This window comes from Micromonospora sp. NPDC018662, assembly GCF_044391475.1.
GTDB lineage: Bacteria > Actinomycetota > Actinomycetes > Mycobacteriales > Micromonosporaceae > Micromonospora.
This window is the reverse complement of record NZ_JBISAC010000002.1, coordinates 217,346-232,300: the sequence shown is the minus strand read 5'-3', so window position 1 is coordinate 232,300 and position 14,955 is coordinate 217,346. Positions and strand designations below refer to the sequence as shown.

Annotated in this window: 14 protein-coding genes and 1 pseudogene; 7 read left to right on the top strand and 8 right to left on the bottom strand. The window is 73.1% G+C overall.

Going from position 1 to position 14,955, the window contains the following annotated elements:
• Positions 1–4: 4 nt before the first annotated feature.
• From ACH495_RS06390 to ACH495_RS06380, 3 genes are read right to left on the bottom strand one after another with little or no spacing between them, the layout of a single operon-like run.
• Positions 5–889, bottom strand: coding sequence for an ABC transporter permease (locus ACH495_RS06390; protein ID WP_396856711.1), 885 nt, complete (start codon positions 887–889; stop codon positions 5–7).
• On the bottom strand, positions 879–1,658 hold the full coding sequence (locus tag ACH495_RS06385) for an ABC transporter ATP-binding protein (RefSeq protein ID WP_396856710.1): 780 nt from the start codon (positions 1,656–1,658) through the stop codon (positions 879–881). The genes ACH495_RS06390 and ACH495_RS06385 overlap by 11 nt, the downstream gene beginning before the upstream one ends.
• Positions 1,655–2,719 (bottom strand): ABC transporter substrate-binding protein, encoded by a 1,065-nt coding sequence (locus tag ACH495_RS06380; RefSeq protein ID WP_396856709.1) that lies wholly within the window; start codon positions 2,717–2,719, stop codon positions 1,655–1,657. The genes ACH495_RS06385 and ACH495_RS06380 overlap by 4 nt, the downstream gene beginning before the upstream one ends.
• 149 nt (positions 2,720–2,868) lie before the next feature.
• Here ACH495_RS06380 and ACH495_RS06375 point away from each other — a divergent pair, with 149 nt between their 5' ends.
• The 3 genes from ACH495_RS06375 to nudC are packed head-to-tail and all read left to right on the top strand — an operon-like array spanning position 2,869 to position 6,460.
• Positions 2,869–4,179, top strand: coding sequence for a M16 family metallopeptidase (locus ACH495_RS06375; RefSeq protein WP_396856708.1), 1,311 nt, complete (start codon positions 2,869–2,871; stop codon positions 4,177–4,179).
• Positions 4,176–5,516, top strand: coding sequence for a M16 family metallopeptidase (locus ACH495_RS06370; protein ID WP_396856707.1), 1,341 nt, complete (start codon positions 4,176–4,178; stop codon positions 5,514–5,516). Before ACH495_RS06375 ends, ACH495_RS06370 begins: the two co-directional genes overlap by 4 nt.
• Complete coding sequence (nudC, locus tag ACH495_RS06365; RefSeq protein WP_396856706.1) at positions 5,513–6,460, top strand: NAD(+) diphosphatase; 948 nt, start codon at positions 5,513–5,515, stop codon at positions 6,458–6,460. Before ACH495_RS06370 ends, nudC begins: the two co-directional genes overlap by 4 nt.
• 202 nt (positions 6,461–6,662) lie before the next feature.
• Here nudC and ACH495_RS06360 read toward each other — a convergent pair whose 3' ends face one another.
• From ACH495_RS06360 to ACH495_RS06350, 3 genes are all read right to left on the bottom strand, one after another.
• Positions 6,663–6,932, bottom strand: a complete 270-nt coding sequence (locus tag ACH495_RS06360) for a hypothetical protein (protein WP_396856705.1) — start codon at positions 6,930–6,932, stop codon at positions 6,663–6,665.
• Between the two features lie 196 nt (positions 6,933–7,128).
• Positions 7,129–7,356 (bottom strand): DUF397 domain-containing protein, encoded by a 228-nt coding sequence (locus tag ACH495_RS06355; protein ID WP_343445277.1) that lies wholly within the window; start codon positions 7,354–7,356, stop codon positions 7,129–7,131.
• Between the two features lie 62 nt (positions 7,357–7,418).
• Complete coding sequence (locus tag ACH495_RS06350; protein WP_396856704.1) at positions 7,419–8,390, bottom strand: helix-turn-helix domain-containing protein; 972 nt, start codon at positions 8,388–8,390, stop codon at positions 7,419–7,421.
• Between the two features lie 202 nt (positions 8,391–8,592).
• Between ACH495_RS06350 and ACH495_RS06345 the strand changes: the two genes are divergently transcribed.
• Positions 8,593–9,861 carry an MFS transporter gene (locus ACH495_RS06345; RefSeq protein ID WP_396856703.1) on the top strand — a complete coding sequence of 423 codons (1,269 nt, stop codon included), beginning with the start codon at positions 8,593–8,595 and terminating at the stop codon, positions 9,859–9,861.
• Between the two features lie 62 nt (positions 9,862–9,923).
• Here the strand turns inward: ACH495_RS06345 and ACH495_RS06340 are convergent, their stop codons facing one another.
• Positions 9,924–10,166 carry a mycoredoxin gene (locus ACH495_RS06340; protein WP_091068606.1) on the bottom strand — a complete coding sequence of 81 codons (243 nt, stop codon included), beginning with the start codon at positions 10,164–10,166 and terminating at the stop codon, positions 9,924–9,926.
• Between the two features lie 90 nt (positions 10,167–10,256).
• On the opposite strand from ACH495_RS06340, the pseudogene ACH495_RS06335 reads away from it, so the two are divergent.
• The 3 genes and pseudogenes from ACH495_RS06335 to ACH495_RS06325 all read left to right on the top strand — a co-directional run bounded on the left by ACH495_RS06335 (position 10,257) and on the right by ACH495_RS06325 (position 13,291).
• Positions 10,257–12,420, top strand: a pseudogene (locus tag ACH495_RS06335) (ATP-dependent DNA helicase UvrD2).
• A gap of 124 nt (positions 12,421–12,544) precedes the next feature.
• Positions 12,545–12,796: a hypothetical protein gene (locus ACH495_RS06330; RefSeq protein WP_396856702.1), complete on the top strand. Its 252-nt coding sequence runs from the start codon at positions 12,545–12,547 to the stop codon at positions 12,794–12,796.
• A gap of 129 nt (positions 12,797–12,925) precedes the next feature.
• Positions 12,926–13,291 carry a WhiB family transcriptional regulator gene (locus tag ACH495_RS06325; protein ID WP_396856701.1) on the top strand — a complete coding sequence of 122 codons (366 nt, stop codon included), beginning with the start codon at positions 12,926–12,928 and terminating at the stop codon, positions 13,289–13,291.
• A 308-nt stretch (positions 13,292–13,599) separates the two neighbouring features.
• Here the strand turns inward: ACH495_RS06325 and ACH495_RS06320 are convergent, their stop codons facing one another.
• Positions 13,600–14,946 (bottom strand): ABC1 kinase family protein, encoded by a 1,347-nt coding sequence (locus ACH495_RS06320; RefSeq protein ID WP_396856700.1) that lies wholly within the window; start codon positions 14,944–14,946, stop codon positions 13,600–13,602.
• Positions 14,947–14,955 lie beyond the last annotated feature (9 nt).

Here is a 14,955-nt window from a genome sequence, read left to right as displayed (position 1 = left end):
GGTGTCAGTTGCCGGCCTGGTCCAGCACGCCCCAGCGGCGGCGGATCGCCTTGTCGGCCGCGCCGAACGCGGTGTCCACCAGCAGACCGACCACCAGGATCACGATCATGATGGCCATCAGCCGGGGCGCCTCGCTCAGCTCGCGGGCGTAGGTGAGCTGCGCGCCGATCGAGGTGCGGGTGGCGATGACCACCAGCAGCTCGCCGGCCATCAGACTGCGCCAGGCGAACGCCCAGCCCTGCTTGAGCCCGGCCACGATGGCGGGCAGCGCGGCCGGCGCGATCACGTACCGGTAGAGGTTGAGCCCGCGGGCGCCGAGGTTGCGGCCGGCGCGGACCAGCAGCGGCGGCACGTAGTCCACGCCGTGGATGACGCCGTTGGCGACCGACGGCGCGGCGCCGAGCACCACCACGAAGAAGATGGCCTGCTCGCTGAGCTGGAACAGCAGGATGGCCAGCGGGAACCAGGCGATCGACGGCATGGTCTGCAACGCGGTGATCATCGAGCCGAGCGCGGCGCGGAGCACCTTGACCCGGGCCACGCCGAGGCCGAGCAGCAGGCCGACCGCGACCGCGGCGGCGAACCCGACGGCGGCACGACGGGCGGTGGTGGCCAGCCCCTCCCAGAGCGCGGAGCTGACCAGGTAGTGGCCGAGGTCACCGAAGACCACCGCCGGGCCGGGCAGCGCCCAGGGCTCCTTCCAGCCGCTCCAGACCACGGCCTGCCAGAGGGCGATCGCCAGCGCCAGCGCGGCGAACTTGGGCCAGGTGGCGGACCAGAGCCGGCGCAACCGGGACGGGCCCTTCTCCCGGCCGGCGATCTCCAACGCGTCGAGGCCGGAGATCTCCGCGTCGGTGCGGGTCGAACCGGCGAGGGTGTCACTGGCCATGTCGGCCCACCTCCTTGCGCAGCCGGTCGGTGACCTCGGCGGCGATGGCCGAGACCTCCGGCGAGTCGATCCGCCGGGGTCGAGGCACGTCGACCCGGGTGGAGTAGATGATTCGGCCGGGCCGGCTGGAGAGCAGCACGATCCGGTCGGCGAGCCGGGCCGCCTCGCGCACGTTGTGCGTCACGAACAGGACGGTGAGCTTGCGCTCGCCCCAGATCCGCTCCAGCTCGTCGTGCAGGATGTCCCGCGTCATCGCGTCGAGCGCGCCGAACGGCTCGTCCATCAGCAGCACCGGGGTGTCCAGCGCGAGCGTGCGGGCCAGCGCGACCCGCTGCCGCATGCCGCCGGAGAGCTGGTGCGGGCGCTTGCGGCCGAAGTCGGACAGGTGGACCGTGCGCAGCAGCTCGGCGACCCGCTCCCGGCGCTGGTCGCGGGGGAGCCCGCGCAGCTTCAGCGGCACCTCGACGTTGCCCTCGACGGTCGACCACGGGAAGAGCGCCGGCTCCTGGAACATCAGGCCCGGGTTGACGCCCTCGCCCAGCTCGATCGCGCCGCCGCTGACCCGGTCCAGGCCGGCCACCAGGTTCAGCAGCGTGCTCTTGCCGCAGCCGGACGCGCCGACCATGCAGACGAACTCGCCGGGCGCGACGTCCAGCGACACCCCGTCCAACGCCAGGACGGCCTGCTCGCCCTGGCCGTACACCTTGGTCACGCCGCGCAGCGCGACCGAGCCGGTCGCGCTGCGCGGGGTCGTCGTGGTCGACGTCACGGCTGGGTGACCTCGGGCTTGCCCTGCGCCTTCAGCACCTCGTTGAGGTACTTCAGGTCGTAGAGGCCGTTCAGGTCGACCGGCTGGGTCAGCCCGACCGCGACGGCGTGGTCCAGGCCGGCCTTCAGCGAGGACGCGATCGGGTCGTTGGTGAACTCCAGCGTGGTCCAGGCCTGCTTGATCAGCTTGACGTCCAGCGGCTTGCCGGTGATCTTGCCGATGTGCTCGGAGATGGCCTGCTGCGCCTCGTCCGGCTTGGTGTTGACGAACTCGTTCGCCGCGACCTGGCCCTCGACCAGCTTCTTCACCACGTCCGGGTGCGCCTTGAGGAACTTGGTGCTGACCAGCAGGTTGGTGATGACGAACTTCTTGTCCGGCCAGAGGTCGCGCTCGTCGACCAGCACCTTGCCGCCGGCGTTGACCAGCCGGGAGACGAACGGCTCCGGCACCCAGGCGCCGTCGATGGCGCCGCTGCCGAAGGTCTCGACGGTCTGCGCGTTCTCCTGCGGGACGACCTTGACGTCGCCGCCGCCCTCCTTGGTGGTCGCCAGGCCCTTCTCCTTGAGCCAGTAGCGCAGCGCGACGTCCTGGGTGTTGCCGAGCTGCGGGGTGGCGATCTTCTTGCCGCGCAGCTGCTCCACCGAGGTGATGCCGGGCTTGACCACCAGCGCGACGCCGCCGGACGCGGCGCCGGAGACCACCCGGACCGCCTCGCCCTTCGACTTCGAGAAGGCGTTCACGGTCGGGTTCGGACCGATGTACGTGGCGTCCAGCGCGCCGGAGAAGACCGCCTCGATGGCCGCCGGGCCGGCGTTGAACGTCTTCGTCTCCAGCTTGGCGCTGTCGCCGAGCTTCTCCTTGAAGATCCCCTTCTCCACGCCGACCACCGCCGGCGCATGGGTGAGGTTGGGGAAGTAGCCCAGGCGCAGCGTCACCGGGCCGGAGTCACCGGCGGCGTCGCTGTCGTCGCCGCCGCAGGCGGCCGTGGTGCCGAGCGTGGCCGCGCCGACCACGGCCAGGGTGGCCAGCGTGACCAGGCGGCGCAGGGGGAGCCGTCTCATCGAATGTCCAATCCGCAGTATTCCTATTTAGTTGGTAGGAAGAGTGGGGCAGGGAGCCGCGCGGCGTCAAGACCCGTCCCGCATCTGTCCACCGTTCGGCCACGGCACACCGCCGGTGTGGCCGGTACGGAGGCGCTAGTGTCGATCGCGTGCCGACCAGGAGAGTGAAGATCCCAGCCACGAAGTACCCGGTCGAGCGGTTCGCCCTCGACAACGGCCTACGGGTGGTGCTCACCCCGGACCGCAGCGCCCCGGTGATCGGGGTGGCAGTGGTCTACGACGTCGGCATCCGCTCCGAGCCGGAGGGGCGCACCGGCTTCGCCCACCTCTTCGAGCACCTGATGTTCCAGGGCTCGGAGAACCTGGAGAAGCTCGCCCACTTCCGGCACGTGCAGGGCGCCGGCGGCACCTTCAACGGCTCCACCCACTTCGACTACACCGACTACTTCGAGACGCTGCCGAGCAACGCGCTGGAACGGGCGCTCTTCCTCGAGGCGGACCGGATGCGCGGCCCCCGGCTGACCGAGGAGAACCTGCGTAACCAGGTCGACGTGGTCAAGGAGGAGATCCGGGTCAACGTGCTCAACCGGCCGTACGGCGGGTTCCCCTGGCTGACGCTGCCGCCGGTGATGTTCGACACCTTCCCCAACGCGCACGACGGCTACGGGTCCTTCGACGACCTGGAGTCGGCGACGGTGGCCGACGCCGCCGACTTCTTCCGGCACTACTACGCCAGCGGCAACGCGGTGCTGGCGGTCAGCGGCGACATCGACGTGGCCGAGGCGACCGCGCTGATCGAACGGCACTTCGGCGACGTGCCGGCCCGCCCCGCGCCGGAGCGGCCCGACTTCGCCGAGCCCGACCTGACCACCGAGCGGCGCAGCACCTACACCGACGCGCTGGCCCCGCTCCCGGCCGTGGCAGGCGCCTGGCGGGTGCCCGACCCGATCACCGACTTCGCCGGCTACCTGCCCTACGTGGTGCTCGCCGAGGTGCTCACCGACGGCGACGCGTCCCGGCTGGTCGAGCGGCTGGTGCAGCGCGACCGCACGGTCACCGGCCTCGGCGGCTACGTCGGCTTCATGGGTGACCCGTTCGACGTACGCGACCCCACCGCGCTGCTGCTCCAGGCCCACCTGCCGCCCGGCGGCGACGTGGACAAGGTGCTGCGCACCATCGACGAGGAGCTGGACCGGCTGGCCGCCGACGGGCTGACCGACGGCGAGCTGGCGCGTACCCAGGCCCGGATGGCCACCCACCTGCTGCGGGACACCGACGCGGTGCTCGGCCGCGCGCTGGGGATGGCCGTGCTGGAGCAGCAACGCGGCGAACCGGGGCTGCTCAACGAGCTGCCCCGGCTGGTCGGTGCGGTGACCGAGGAGCAGGTCCGCGCCGCCGCCGCCACGCTGCGGCCCGAGCGTCGCGCATCCGTCGAGGTCGTGGCCGGAGGTGCCCGATGAGCGCTACTGCCACCACCGTCCGTCCGCTGCCGGCGCTCGGCCCGAACCGGCGACTCACCGTCCCGAAGCAGGCGGAGCGCACGCTCGGCAACGGCCTCACCGTGATCGCGGTACGCCGTCCCGCCGTACCCCTGGTCGAGCTGCGGCTCTGGATGCCGTTCGGGCGGGCCCACCTGGCCCGCGGCGCGATGCTGGCGCAGACCATGCTGGCCGGCACCGAGGCGCACAGCGCCACCGAGATCGCCGCCGAGCTGCAGAAGGTCGGCGGCGGGCTCTCCGCCGGCGTCGACCCGGACCGGCTGATGCTCTCCGGCGCCGGCCTGGTGACCGGGCTGGACCGGATGCTGGAGCTGCTCGCCGAGGTGCTCACCGGCGCGAGCTACCCGGGTGACTGGGTGGCCACCGAGCGGGACCGCCTCGTCGACCGGATCCAGGTCGCCCAGAGCCAGCCGTCCCACCTGGCCCGGACCGCGCTGCTCAAGCGCGTCTACGGCCGTCACCCGTACGCGACGCAGACCCCCGAGCCCGACCAGGTGCGGGCGGTCCGCCCGGCCGCGCTGCGCCGGCTGCACGCCGAGCGGGTGCACCCGGCCGGGGCGGTGCTGGTGCTGGTCGGCGACGTGCAGCCGGCGCGCGCGCTGGACGCGGCCGAGGCGGCGCTCGCCAGCTGGCGGGGCGACGGTCACGTCGCCGAGCTGCCGCCCGCGCCGCCGCTGGAGCCCGGCCCGCTGCTGCTCGTCGACCGGCCCGGCTCGGTGCAGTCCTCGTTGCGCCTCGCGCTGCCGGCGGTGCCCCGCACCCACCCGGACCATGCCGCGTTGCAACTGGCCAACCTGCTCTTCGGCGGCTACTTCTCGTCCCGTTGGGTGGAGAACATCCGGGAGGACAAGGGCTACACGTACGGGCCGCACTCGCTGGTCGAGCACTCGGTGGCCGGTTCGGTGCTGGTGGCCGGCGCCGAGGTGGCCACCGAGGTGACCGCGCCCGCGTTGCTGGAGACCAGCTACGAGCTGGGCCGGCTGGCCACCGTGCCGCCGAAGCCGGAGGAACTGGAGCAGGCCCGCCAGTACGCGCTCGGCACGCTCCAGCTCGGCATGTCCACCCAGGCCGGTCTCGCGTCGCTGACCAGCGCGTACGCCGGCAACGGGCTGCGGCTGGACTTCCTCGCCGAGCACGCCGCCCGGCTGGCCGCCGCGACCGTGGACGACGTCGCCGAGGTGGCGGCCCGGTACCTCGCCCCGGCGAAGGCGGTCACCGTGGTGCTCGGCGACGCGGCCCGGGTGGCCGACTCGCTCGCCGCGCTCGTCCCCGTGCGCACGGAGGGTGAATCCACGTGACCGGCGAGCCGGCGCCGCCGCTGGCCCGGTCCACGGTGGACCGGGCCGCGCACCGGCGTACCGACCCGGCCTGGCTGGCCGAGGCGTGGGAGCAGGCCCGGGTGCTGGTGCTGGACGCGGCCGACGAGGGTCGGGCCCTGGTCCGGGGCGAGGCGGCCCCGCCGGAGCTGGTCCTGGTCGGTGCCGGCGAGCTGCCCGAGGTGCCCCGCTCGGTGCCGATGTTCCTCGGCGTCGAGCCGGACGGCGTGCCGGTCTTCGCGGTGGACAGCCCGCTGCCGGCGCTGCCCGGCACCCGTCGGGCGCACCTGCGTGAGGTCGGCCACCTGATGACCGACCGGGACGCGGGCCTGTTCACCACCGCGTTGGCGCTGCTCAACTGGCATCTCCGGCACGGCTACTCGGCGTCCACCGGGCAGCCGACGCAGGTCGACGAGGCCGGCTGGTCCCGGATCGACCCGGGTGGCCACCGGACGTGGCCGCGCACCGATCCGGCCATGATCGTGCTGGTGCACGACGGGGTGGACGGCCCGGAGGGCCGCTGCCTGCTGGGCAACAACGCCGCCTGGCCGAGCACCCCGGGCCGACGTCGCTACTCCTGCCTGGCCGGGTACGTCGAGCCCGGCGAGTCGGCCGAGGCCGCCGTGCTGCGCGAGGTCCGCGAGGAGGTCGGCGTCGCGGTCGAGGAGATCGCGTACGTCTCGAGTCAGGCCTGGCCGTTCCCCGGCTCGCTGATGCTCGGCTTCCTGGCCCGGGCCGACGTCGACGAGCCGATCCGGGTCGACCCGACCGAGATCGCGCATGCGCGCTGGTTCAGCCGCCGGGAGATCGGCGCCGCGCTGGCCGGCGAGCCGGTCCGGGTGGACGGCGGCGACCACCTGCTCCTGCCGCCGCCGTCGTCGATCGCGTTGTTCCTGGTGCACCGCTGGCTCGACGGCCACTGCTGACCGGCGCCGGCCCGGGCCGAAGCGTTAAGCGGGGGCCCCGCCTATGCCGTAGGCGTTAAGCGGGGGCCCCTCCTTACGCGGTCCCGGCCCGGACCGTCGTTGCCGCGGCGGTCCCGGGCCGGGAACACGGGCCGTCGTGGCCGGGTGAGGCGTGGAGCACGGCGGGGGAGCCGGTCCGGCCACGACGGACGTCAGCGGTCGGTCATCCGCCGTCCCACCGGGGCGGGCGACCGGGGGTGGACTCCGCGATGGGCAGCACCTTGACCCGGTGCCGGCCGGCGCGGACCGCCCCGACGGCGGAGAGGGCCCGGGCGAGCAGGAGTGCGGCGTCCCGGTTCTCGGCGTGCACGACCTGACGACGTGGTTCCGGCGCGCTGGTCTCGTCCCGTAGGTGGACCCCACCGGCCCAGGCGGCGGCGATGTCGGCGTCGGCGGCGCTGCGGATCTCGGTGCGGACGATCAGGAACCGCATGGTGTCCCCCGGAAGTGGACGGATACGCGGTGGAACTTCCACGTCACTCCAGCGCCATCGTACGCCCGCAGCGCGTCCCAGCAAGTGAAACGGGCCGGCTCGACCGTTCGGATGATGCCAGGTCAGGACGGTTGTCCGGGGTGGACACGAGAGGGGCCGCCGGCGTGACGCCGACGGCCCCCGGGCACGCGCCGGATCAGTTCAGATCGAACTGGCCGTTCTTCGCGCCGGCGATGAAGCCGAGCCAGCCGGCCCGGTTGAACAGCAGCACCGGCCCGCTCGGGTCCTTGCTGTCCCGCAACGCCATGGTCGCCGGCCCGGTGCCGAGCGGCGCGACCTCCACGCAGTTCGAGGTCTGACTACGGGTGCTCTTGCGCCAGGCGGCGCCGGCGAGGGAGGTCGTGCTGGTGCGGATCTCGTTCATGGTGTCCTGCTCCTGGTGAGGTGCTCCGATGGGGACGAGTGACGCCGGCGCCGGAGCGGGGATCACCGTTCCGACGTGAGGCGCCCCGAGTCGCGGCGGCGCTGGGCCGGCGCCGTTGCCGGCCCGTGCGCCACGGTGGACTCGACTGCCGTGCCGGTCGGCCGTCCGGTCGCCTCGGTCAGCCAGGAGAGGGTGTCCGATGCGGAGAGTGCCGACTTGCATAGCCACTTGAACACCACTTTATAGCGATTTAGGGTGTTCACCTCGGTCGACATGACGTCGGTGAACCCACTTTCGATGGCCAACGTCTCCGGATCGAGCGGGTCGGCGAACCGGTAGAGCGAGAACGCGGTCGGTGGGACGTACCAGTCGCCGACCCGGGTGTCCCGGAGCAGCAGGCGCAGCTCCACGTTCCGCAGGTCGGCCAGCTCACACAGGTGGAGGAGCTGGTCCCGCAGCACGTCCGGCGGGCCGGCACGCCGGTCCAGCGCGGCCTCCTCCAGGACGGCGGTGTAGCGGGGCACGTGGGCCAGCAGCGACTGGCGGGCCTGCCGGGCGCCCACCTCGGTCTCCGGGTCCTCCGACTCCGGGTCGCCGGCCTCCTCGGCGACCCGGGTCGCGGACAGGATCCGGTGCCGGGCGTACCCGGGCGTCTGCAGCAGCCCCGGCACCAGCACCGGGTTGTACTCGGAGATCTCCGCGCAGCCCGCCTCCAGCTCGGCGAAGGCGCGCTGCTGCTGGGTCATCACCGGGAAGTTGCGCAGCCAGCCGCGCATGTCGCCGGCCTCGTGGGCGATCCCGGTCAGCTCCGCGCGCAGCTCGTCGGTGACGCCGTAGAGCGTCAGCAGGAGGTCGACGTCGTCCGGGTCGGGCCGGCTGCGGCCGTTCTCCAGCCGGGAGAGCTTGGATGCGGAGGCCCAGCCGACCCCCTCGATGACCTGGTCACCGGTGAGGCCGGCCTGTTCGCGAAGCCGTCGCAGCTCGATGCCGAGGCGGCGACGGCGCAGAAACGGGCCTGGTGCGGCAGGAGGCACGGCGTCCTCTTTCCCGTCGACCGTCGCGAGACGCGACGGTAACTGTATGGAATTCGCCCCCCACGGTCAGTATGGACGGCGCGACCGGTGTCGGCGGGTCCGGCGAGGGCGTGTCACGAGACAAAAAGAGGACTGTGGAGAGCGCCTTCGCGGGCGCCCGCCCCCGACGCGCCCACGGGCGCATCCTGCCGGAGGGAAACCGATGCGCACCGTCCTGCGCCGCCCCGACTTCCGCCTGCTCTTCGCCGCGATGGTGGCCGGCATGGCGGCCGAGTCGATCCTGCTGCTCGCACTCGCCGTCTGGGTGAAGGACCTGACCGGCTCGGACAGCATGGCCGGGGCCACCATCTTCGCCGTGATCGCGCCGATGGCGCTCGCCCCGCTGCTGGGCTGGGTGGTCGACAGCTACCGCCGCCGGCCCTTCTTCATCGCCGCGAACCTGCTCGCCGCCGTGCTCCTCGGCCCGCTGCTCACCGTGCGGGACCGGGGGGACGTGTGGGTGATCTACCTGGTCGCGGCGCTCTACGGCCTCTCCTCGATCACGCTGACCGCCGTGCTCAACGGGCTGATCCGGCACCTGGTGCCGGCCGAGCTGCTGGCCGACGCGAACGGGGCGCTGCAGACCGTTCGCCAGGGGCTGCGGCTGGTCGGGCCGCTCGCCGGGGCCGGCATCTACGCCGCCGTCGGTGGCTGGCTGCTGGTGCTCCTGGCCATGGCCGGCTTCCTGGTCGCCGCCGCAGTGGTCGGGCTGCTCCGGGCGGACGAGAGCACACCCACCCGGTCCGGGCACCGCTGGCCGGCCGGGCTGGGCGCCGGGCTGCGCCACCTGGCCCGCGAGGCGGCGCTGCGCCGGGCACTGGTCGGCTACGGCGCCGCCTCGCTGGTGATGGGCTTCACCGAGTCGCTGATCTTCGCGTACGTCGATCTGGGCCTGCGCCGCGACGCCGCGTTCGTCGGCGTGCTGGTCATGGTGCAGGGGATCGGCGGTCTGATCGGCGGGCTGCTCTCCGCCGCCGTGGTCCGCCGGCTCGGTGAGCTGGGTGCCCTGGCCGCCGGCGTGACGTTCTTCGGCCCGGCCGCGCTGGCGCTGGCGTACCCCCGGCTCTGGCTCGGGGTGGTGGCGCTGCTGCTGGCCGGCGTCTCGCTGCCGCTGACCATGGTGGGGCTGCACACGCTGGTCCAGCGACGGACGCCGCCGGAGCTGCTGGGCCGGGTCACCGCCGCGTCCAGGGCGCTGGTCAGCGGACCGCAGGCGGTGTCCATCGGCACCGGCGCGCTACTCGTCGGCGTCCTCGACTACCGGCTGCTGTTCGTGCTGGTCGGGACCGTCACCACGGGCGGCGGCCTCTACCTCTGGCGGGGACGTCGACTCACCCCGCCGGGGACGGCCGGCCCGGCCCGCGTCCCGGTGCCCCGGCGGCCGCTCGACGACGAGCTGCTCGCCGCCAGCCGCCGGCGCCGGGCGCCCTGAACGGCGACGAGCGGCCGCACCCGGGTTCCGGGTACGGCCGCTCGGGAGCGTGCGCGGGCAGGTCAGCCGGGCAGGGCGGCGAGGTGCTGCTTGACCTGGTTGATCGAGGGGTTGGTCAGGGCGCTGCCGTCGGCGAAGCGCAGCGTCGGCACGGTCTGGTTGCCGCCGTTGACGCCCATCACGAACTCCGCCGCCGCGGTGTCCTGCTCGATGTCGACCACCTCGTACGCGATGCCCTCCCGGTCGAGCTGCGACTTCAGCCGGTGGCAGTAGCCGCACCACGGGGTGGAATACATCGTCAACATGGTCTGGTCCTCCAACTGTGGCTCGCGCCCGGTCCGATCAGGCCAGGCTAACCGCTGCAACGTCGGACGGGGCTGGGATGATTCCCTGTCGTGGGGGTTCACTCAGCGGCGGAACGGGTGCTGGCCGGGCTGGATCCGGAGCAGCGGTCGGCGGTGACCGCCCCGGCCGGCCCGGTCTGCATCCTGGCCGGCGCCGGCACCGGCAAGACCCGGGCGGTGACCTCGCGGATCGCCTACCGGGCGCTGAGCGGCGACATCTCCGCCCGGCACGTGCTGGCGGTCACGTTCACCGCCCGCGCCGCGGCCGAGATGCGCAGCCGGCTCACCGTGATCGGGGTGGGCGGGGTGCAGGCGCGGACGTTCCACGCGGCGGCGCTGCGCCAGGTCCGCTACTTCGCCCCCCGGCTGCTGGCCGGGCGGGCCATGCCGGAGCTGCTGGACAGCAAGGTGCGGGTGGTCACGCTGGCCGCCGCCAAGGTGGGCCTGCGCACCGACCGGGCCGCCGCGCGGGACCTCGCTGCCGAGATCGAGTGGGCCAAGTCCTCCCTGGTCGAGCCGGACGAATACGTGGTCGCCGCGGCCAAGGCGCGGCGCGAGACGCCGTACGAGCCGGCGCGGGTGGCCGAGGTGTTCGTCGCGTACGAGCGGCTCAAGCGCGGCAACGGGGTGATCGACTTCGAGGACATGCTGCGCGCCGCCGTCTGGGGGATCGAGGAGCACCCGGACGTGGCCGAGCAGGTGCGCAGCCAGTACCGGCACTTCGTGGTCGACGAGTACCAGGACGTCAACCCGCTCCAGCAGCGGCTGCTGGACGTCTGGCTCGGCGGGCGCGACGACCTCACCGTGGTCGGCGACGCCAGCCAGACGATCTACTCGTTCACGGGCGCGACCTCGTCGTACCTGGTCGACTTCCCGCGTCACCACCGCGGCGCGACGGTGGTGCGGCTGGTCCGCGACTACCGCTCCACCCCGCAGGTGGTCGGCCTGGCCAACGCGGTGATCTCGGCGGCCCGGGGCGCCGAGGCGCGGCTGCGGCTGGAGCTGCACGGCCAGCGCCGGCCCGGCCCCGAGCCGGAGCTGCGGATCTTCACCGACGAGCCGGCCGAGGCCACCGCCGTCGCGGCCCGCTGCCGGGCGCTCGTCGCCGGCGGCACCCCGGCGCGGGAGATCGCGGTGCTGTTCCGCACCAACGCGCAGTCCGAGGCGTACGAGAAGGCGCTCTCCGAGGCCGAGGTGCCGTACGTGCTCCAGGGCGCGGAGCGGTTCTTCGAGCGGCCCGAGGTGCGCCAGGCGATGGTCGCGTTGCGCGCCGCCACCCGCTCGGTGCCCGGCGAGACGCCGCTGCCGGCCGCCGTGGTGGAGGGGCTCGCCGCGGTCGGCTGGGCACCCGACGCGCCTCCGGCCGGCGGCGCCGCGCGCGAGCGCTGGGAGGCACTCGCCGCGCTGGTGCAGCTCGCCGAGGAGTACGCGGCCACCCCCGACATCGAGCCGATCGGGGAGGCCGCGGCGGTCGAGCGGCAGGTGACGCTGACCGGCTTCACCGAGGAGCTGGCCCGGCGGGCCGCCCAGCAGCACGTGCCCACCGTGGACGGCGTCACGCTGGCCTCGCTGCACTCCGCGAAGGGCCTGGAGTGGGACGCGGTGTTCCTGGTCGGGCTGGCCGAGGGCACGCTGCCCACCACGTACGCGAAGACTCCCGAGCAGGTCGAGGAGGAGCGGCGGCTGCTCTACGTCGGCATCACCCGGGCCCGGGAGTGGCTCTGGCTGTCGTACGCGACGGCGCGTTCACCAGGTGGTCGGGCCCGGCGGCCGTCCCGCTTCCTGCCGCAGCTCGACCGCTCGGGCGGCGGTGAGCGGGCCGGCGGTGGCAGCCCGGCCCGGCGGGCCGAGCGGCGTCGACCGCAGGTGGTCTCCTGCCGGATCTGCGGCGCCACGCTGCTCGCCGGCGCGGACCGGAAGCTGGGCCGCTGCCCGACCTGCCCTTCCGATCTGGACGAGGAGCTCTACGAGCGGCTGCGCGACTGGCGGCAGCGGGTGGCCGGCGCGCAGCGGGTGCCGGCCTACGTGGTGTTCACGGACGCCACGCTCACCGCGCTGGCGGAGCGGAAGCCGGGCCGCATCGAGCAGTTGGTAGCGATCGCCGGCATCGGGCCCCGGAAGGTGGGGCTCTACGGCGACCCGGTGCTCGCCCTCGTGGCCGGCGCCGGGGTGGACGACGTTCTGCCCGCAGAAAACTTTGGAAATCAGTCCGTAAATCGTTTGCCCTCGCCCGAGGGCGAGGAATAGCCTCAGGACACACCACGCGAGCGGCGCCGTTCTGGCTGCTCACGGGGGATGAGTCCATGGTCGGCACGAGGAAAGTCAGGGAGGTGGCACCAATGGAGATCTACACCTACGAGCGTCCGGCGGCGATGCCAGCTGCCGGCGTTCCGCTGTCGGCCGTCCGGGTGGCCCTTGCCGCTCGACCGTCGGCTCCGCAGGTGCACCAGGCCCAGGTTCAGGCCGAGCTGAACCTGACCGTTGCACCGCTGCGCGGAGTCGAGGGGACCAGTGGCTTCACGGGCATGGGCATCGATGGCAAGAAGCGCACCGATGTCCGCGGCGTTCCACCTCGAGGTAGACCGGTCTGATCCATCAGACCACCGGCTCACCTCGAGGCCGCGGAACCCGCTACCGGGATCCGCGGCCTCAGTTTTTTTGCCCCGCCGAAGTACCGAATGCGATCCACGAGATCGAAGTGAGAGAGAGGTGACCGGAGGATGAGTCTGGCGTTGGCCCCACTCGACGTGAGCGTCGAGATGGAGGCGAACCTGCCCTGCCGGAAGTTCGACCCCGACCTGTGGTTCTCCGACTCGCCCGCCGAGCTCGAGCTGGCCAAGTCGCTCTGCGGGGACTGCCCGCTGCGCGTCGAGTGCCTGGCCGGGGCGGTGGAGCGGGCCGAGCCCTGGGGCGTCTGGGGCGGCGAGATCTTCGAGCGTGGCGCGGTCGTCCCGCGCAAGCGGCCCCGTGGCCGTCCGCGTAAGGAGGACCTCGCCCGCGACGCCCAGCTCCGGGTCGAGGCGGAGGCGCGACTGGCGGCCAGCGGGCTGTCCGAGTCGCGTAGCGCCGTCCGGCTGGCAGCCTGACACACCGACGTTCCGAAGCCGACCGACGCCGGTGTCCCTCCACCGGCTGACTGGAAAGAGAAAACCCATGCTGCACCTGCCGAACGGAACCGAGATGCAACTACTCCACGAAGCGTTGTCGAGGGCTCGAATGCGTCGGCCTCAGGCCGGTCGCACCACCACGAGCACTGAGGCAACCCGTTCCGCCCGTACCGTCGCCATGCGGAGTCGTAGCCAGTCGGCACGCGACCTGGGCGTTCTCTAGATCGACACACTGAGGAAGGGGCGGTGACTCCGATGGTCACCGCCCCTTCGGCGTACGCGCGTGGTCAGGCCACCGGCGCGAAGCCGGGCAGCCAGCGTTCCAGGATGGCCCGGTAGGGCGCCTTCGCCTCCAACTGGCAGAGCACCCCGATCGAACCCAACGTCACCCGGTGGATCATCAGGTAGGACGGCGGCAGGTTGAGCTGCCGGCTGAGCTGGTACGCGGGGGAGCGGGGGCTGGCCAGCCGGCCCGCCTCGGCCCGCAGCCAGGCCCGGGTGAACTGGAACTCGTCGACCGCGATCGGCTCCAGCATCGGGCGGAGGAAGTCGAGCACCCCCTGGGCGTCGATCGGCTCGTTCGGGCTCACGAAACCCTCGTCGCGCAGCCCCGCCACCACCCCGTCGGCGTCCCCGCGCAGCGCCAGCGCGGCGATCCGGCCGATCGGCTCGGGCGTGCCCTCCGGCATCCGGGCCACCGCGCCGAAGTCGATCACGCCGAGCCGACCGTCCGGCAGCAGCCGGAAGTTGCCCGGGTGCGGGTCGGCGTGCAGCAGCCCGGCCCGCTCCGGCGCGGAGAGGTGCAGCTCGGCCATCAGCCGTCCGGCCTCGTTGCGCTGTTCCTCGGTGCCCTCCCGGATGATCGTGGACAGCGGGATGCCCTCGACCCACTCGGTGATCAGCACCCGGGGCGCGGCGTCGAGCACCTCCGGGATGAAGATGTCCGGATCGTCCGCGTAGGCGGCGGCGAACGCCCGCTGCGACTCGGCCTCCAGCTCGTAGTCCAGCTCCTCGGTGATCCGCTCGCGCAGCTCGGCCAGGAGCGGCTTGACGTCCAGGCCTGGCTGAATGGCCCGGAACATGCCGCCCAGTCGGGAGAGCTGCTTGAGGTCGGCGAGCAGGGCGTCACCGGCGCCCGGGTACTGGATCTTCACGGCCACGTCCCGGTGGCAGGGGCCGCCGTTCGGCCCGTACCCCGGGTCGCGCCAGACCGCCCGGTGCACCTGGCCGATGCTCGCCGCGGCGGCCGGGGTGTCGTCGAAGGAGACGAACCGGTCCCGCCAGTCCGGCCCGAGCTGCTCGGCCAGCACCTTGTGCACGGTCGCCGCGGGCAGCGGCGGGGCGGCCTCCTGGAGCTTGGTGAGCGCCTGCCGGTAGGGCGCGGCGACCTCCTCGGGCAGCGCCGCCTCGAAGACCGACAGGGCCTGGCCGAACTTCATCGCACCGCCCTTGAGCTGCCCGAGGACGCTGAACAGCTGCTCGGCGGTGCGCTGCTGGATCTCGGCGGAGATGACGTCGGACGCGAGGCCGGTCACCCGCTTGCCCATCCCCAGGACGGTTCGACCGGCGAATCCGAGCGGCAGGGCGGCGAGTTTGGCGGTGCGGGACACGGCGCGGCGCGGGATGTCGGTCACTCGGCCATT

What these genes read in the sequence shown, in the direction of transcription:
- ACH495_RS06390 (WP_396856711.1), bottom strand. Translation starts at nt 889, where the DNA reads ATGGCCAGTGACACCCTCGCCGGTTCGACCCGCACCGACGCGGAGATC.
- ACH495_RS06325 (WP_396856701.1), top strand. Translation starts at nt 12,926, where the DNA reads ATGAGTCTGGCGTTGGCCCCACTCGACGTGAGCGTCGAGATGGAGGCG.
- ACH495_RS06340 (WP_091068606.1), bottom strand. Translation starts at nt 10,166, where the DNA reads ATGTTGACGATGTATTCCACCCCGTGGTGCGGCTACTGCCACCGGCTG.
- ACH495_RS06360 (WP_396856705.1), bottom strand. Translation starts at nt 6,932, where the DNA reads ATGCGGTTCCTGATCGTCCGCACCGAGATCCGCAGCGCCGCCGACGCC.
- ACH495_RS06355 (WP_343445277.1), bottom strand. Translation starts at nt 7,356, where the DNA reads ATGAACGAGATCCGCACCAGCACGACCTCCCTCGCCGGCGCCGCCTGG.
- ACH495_RS06345 (WP_396856703.1), top strand. Translation starts at nt 8,593, where the DNA reads ATGCGCACCGTCCTGCGCCGCCCCGACTTCCGCCTGCTCTTCGCCGCG.
- ACH495_RS06380 (WP_396856709.1), bottom strand. Translation starts at nt 2,719, where the DNA reads ATGAGACGGCTCCCCCTGCGCCGCCTGGTCACGCTGGCCACCCTGGCC.
- ACH495_RS06370 (WP_396856707.1), top strand. Translation starts at nt 4,176, where the DNA reads ATGAGCGCTACTGCCACCACCGTCCGTCCGCTGCCGGCGCTCGGCCCG.
- ACH495_RS06330 (WP_396856702.1), top strand. Translation starts at nt 12,545, where the DNA reads ATGGAGATCTACACCTACGAGCGTCCGGCGGCGATGCCAGCTGCCGGC.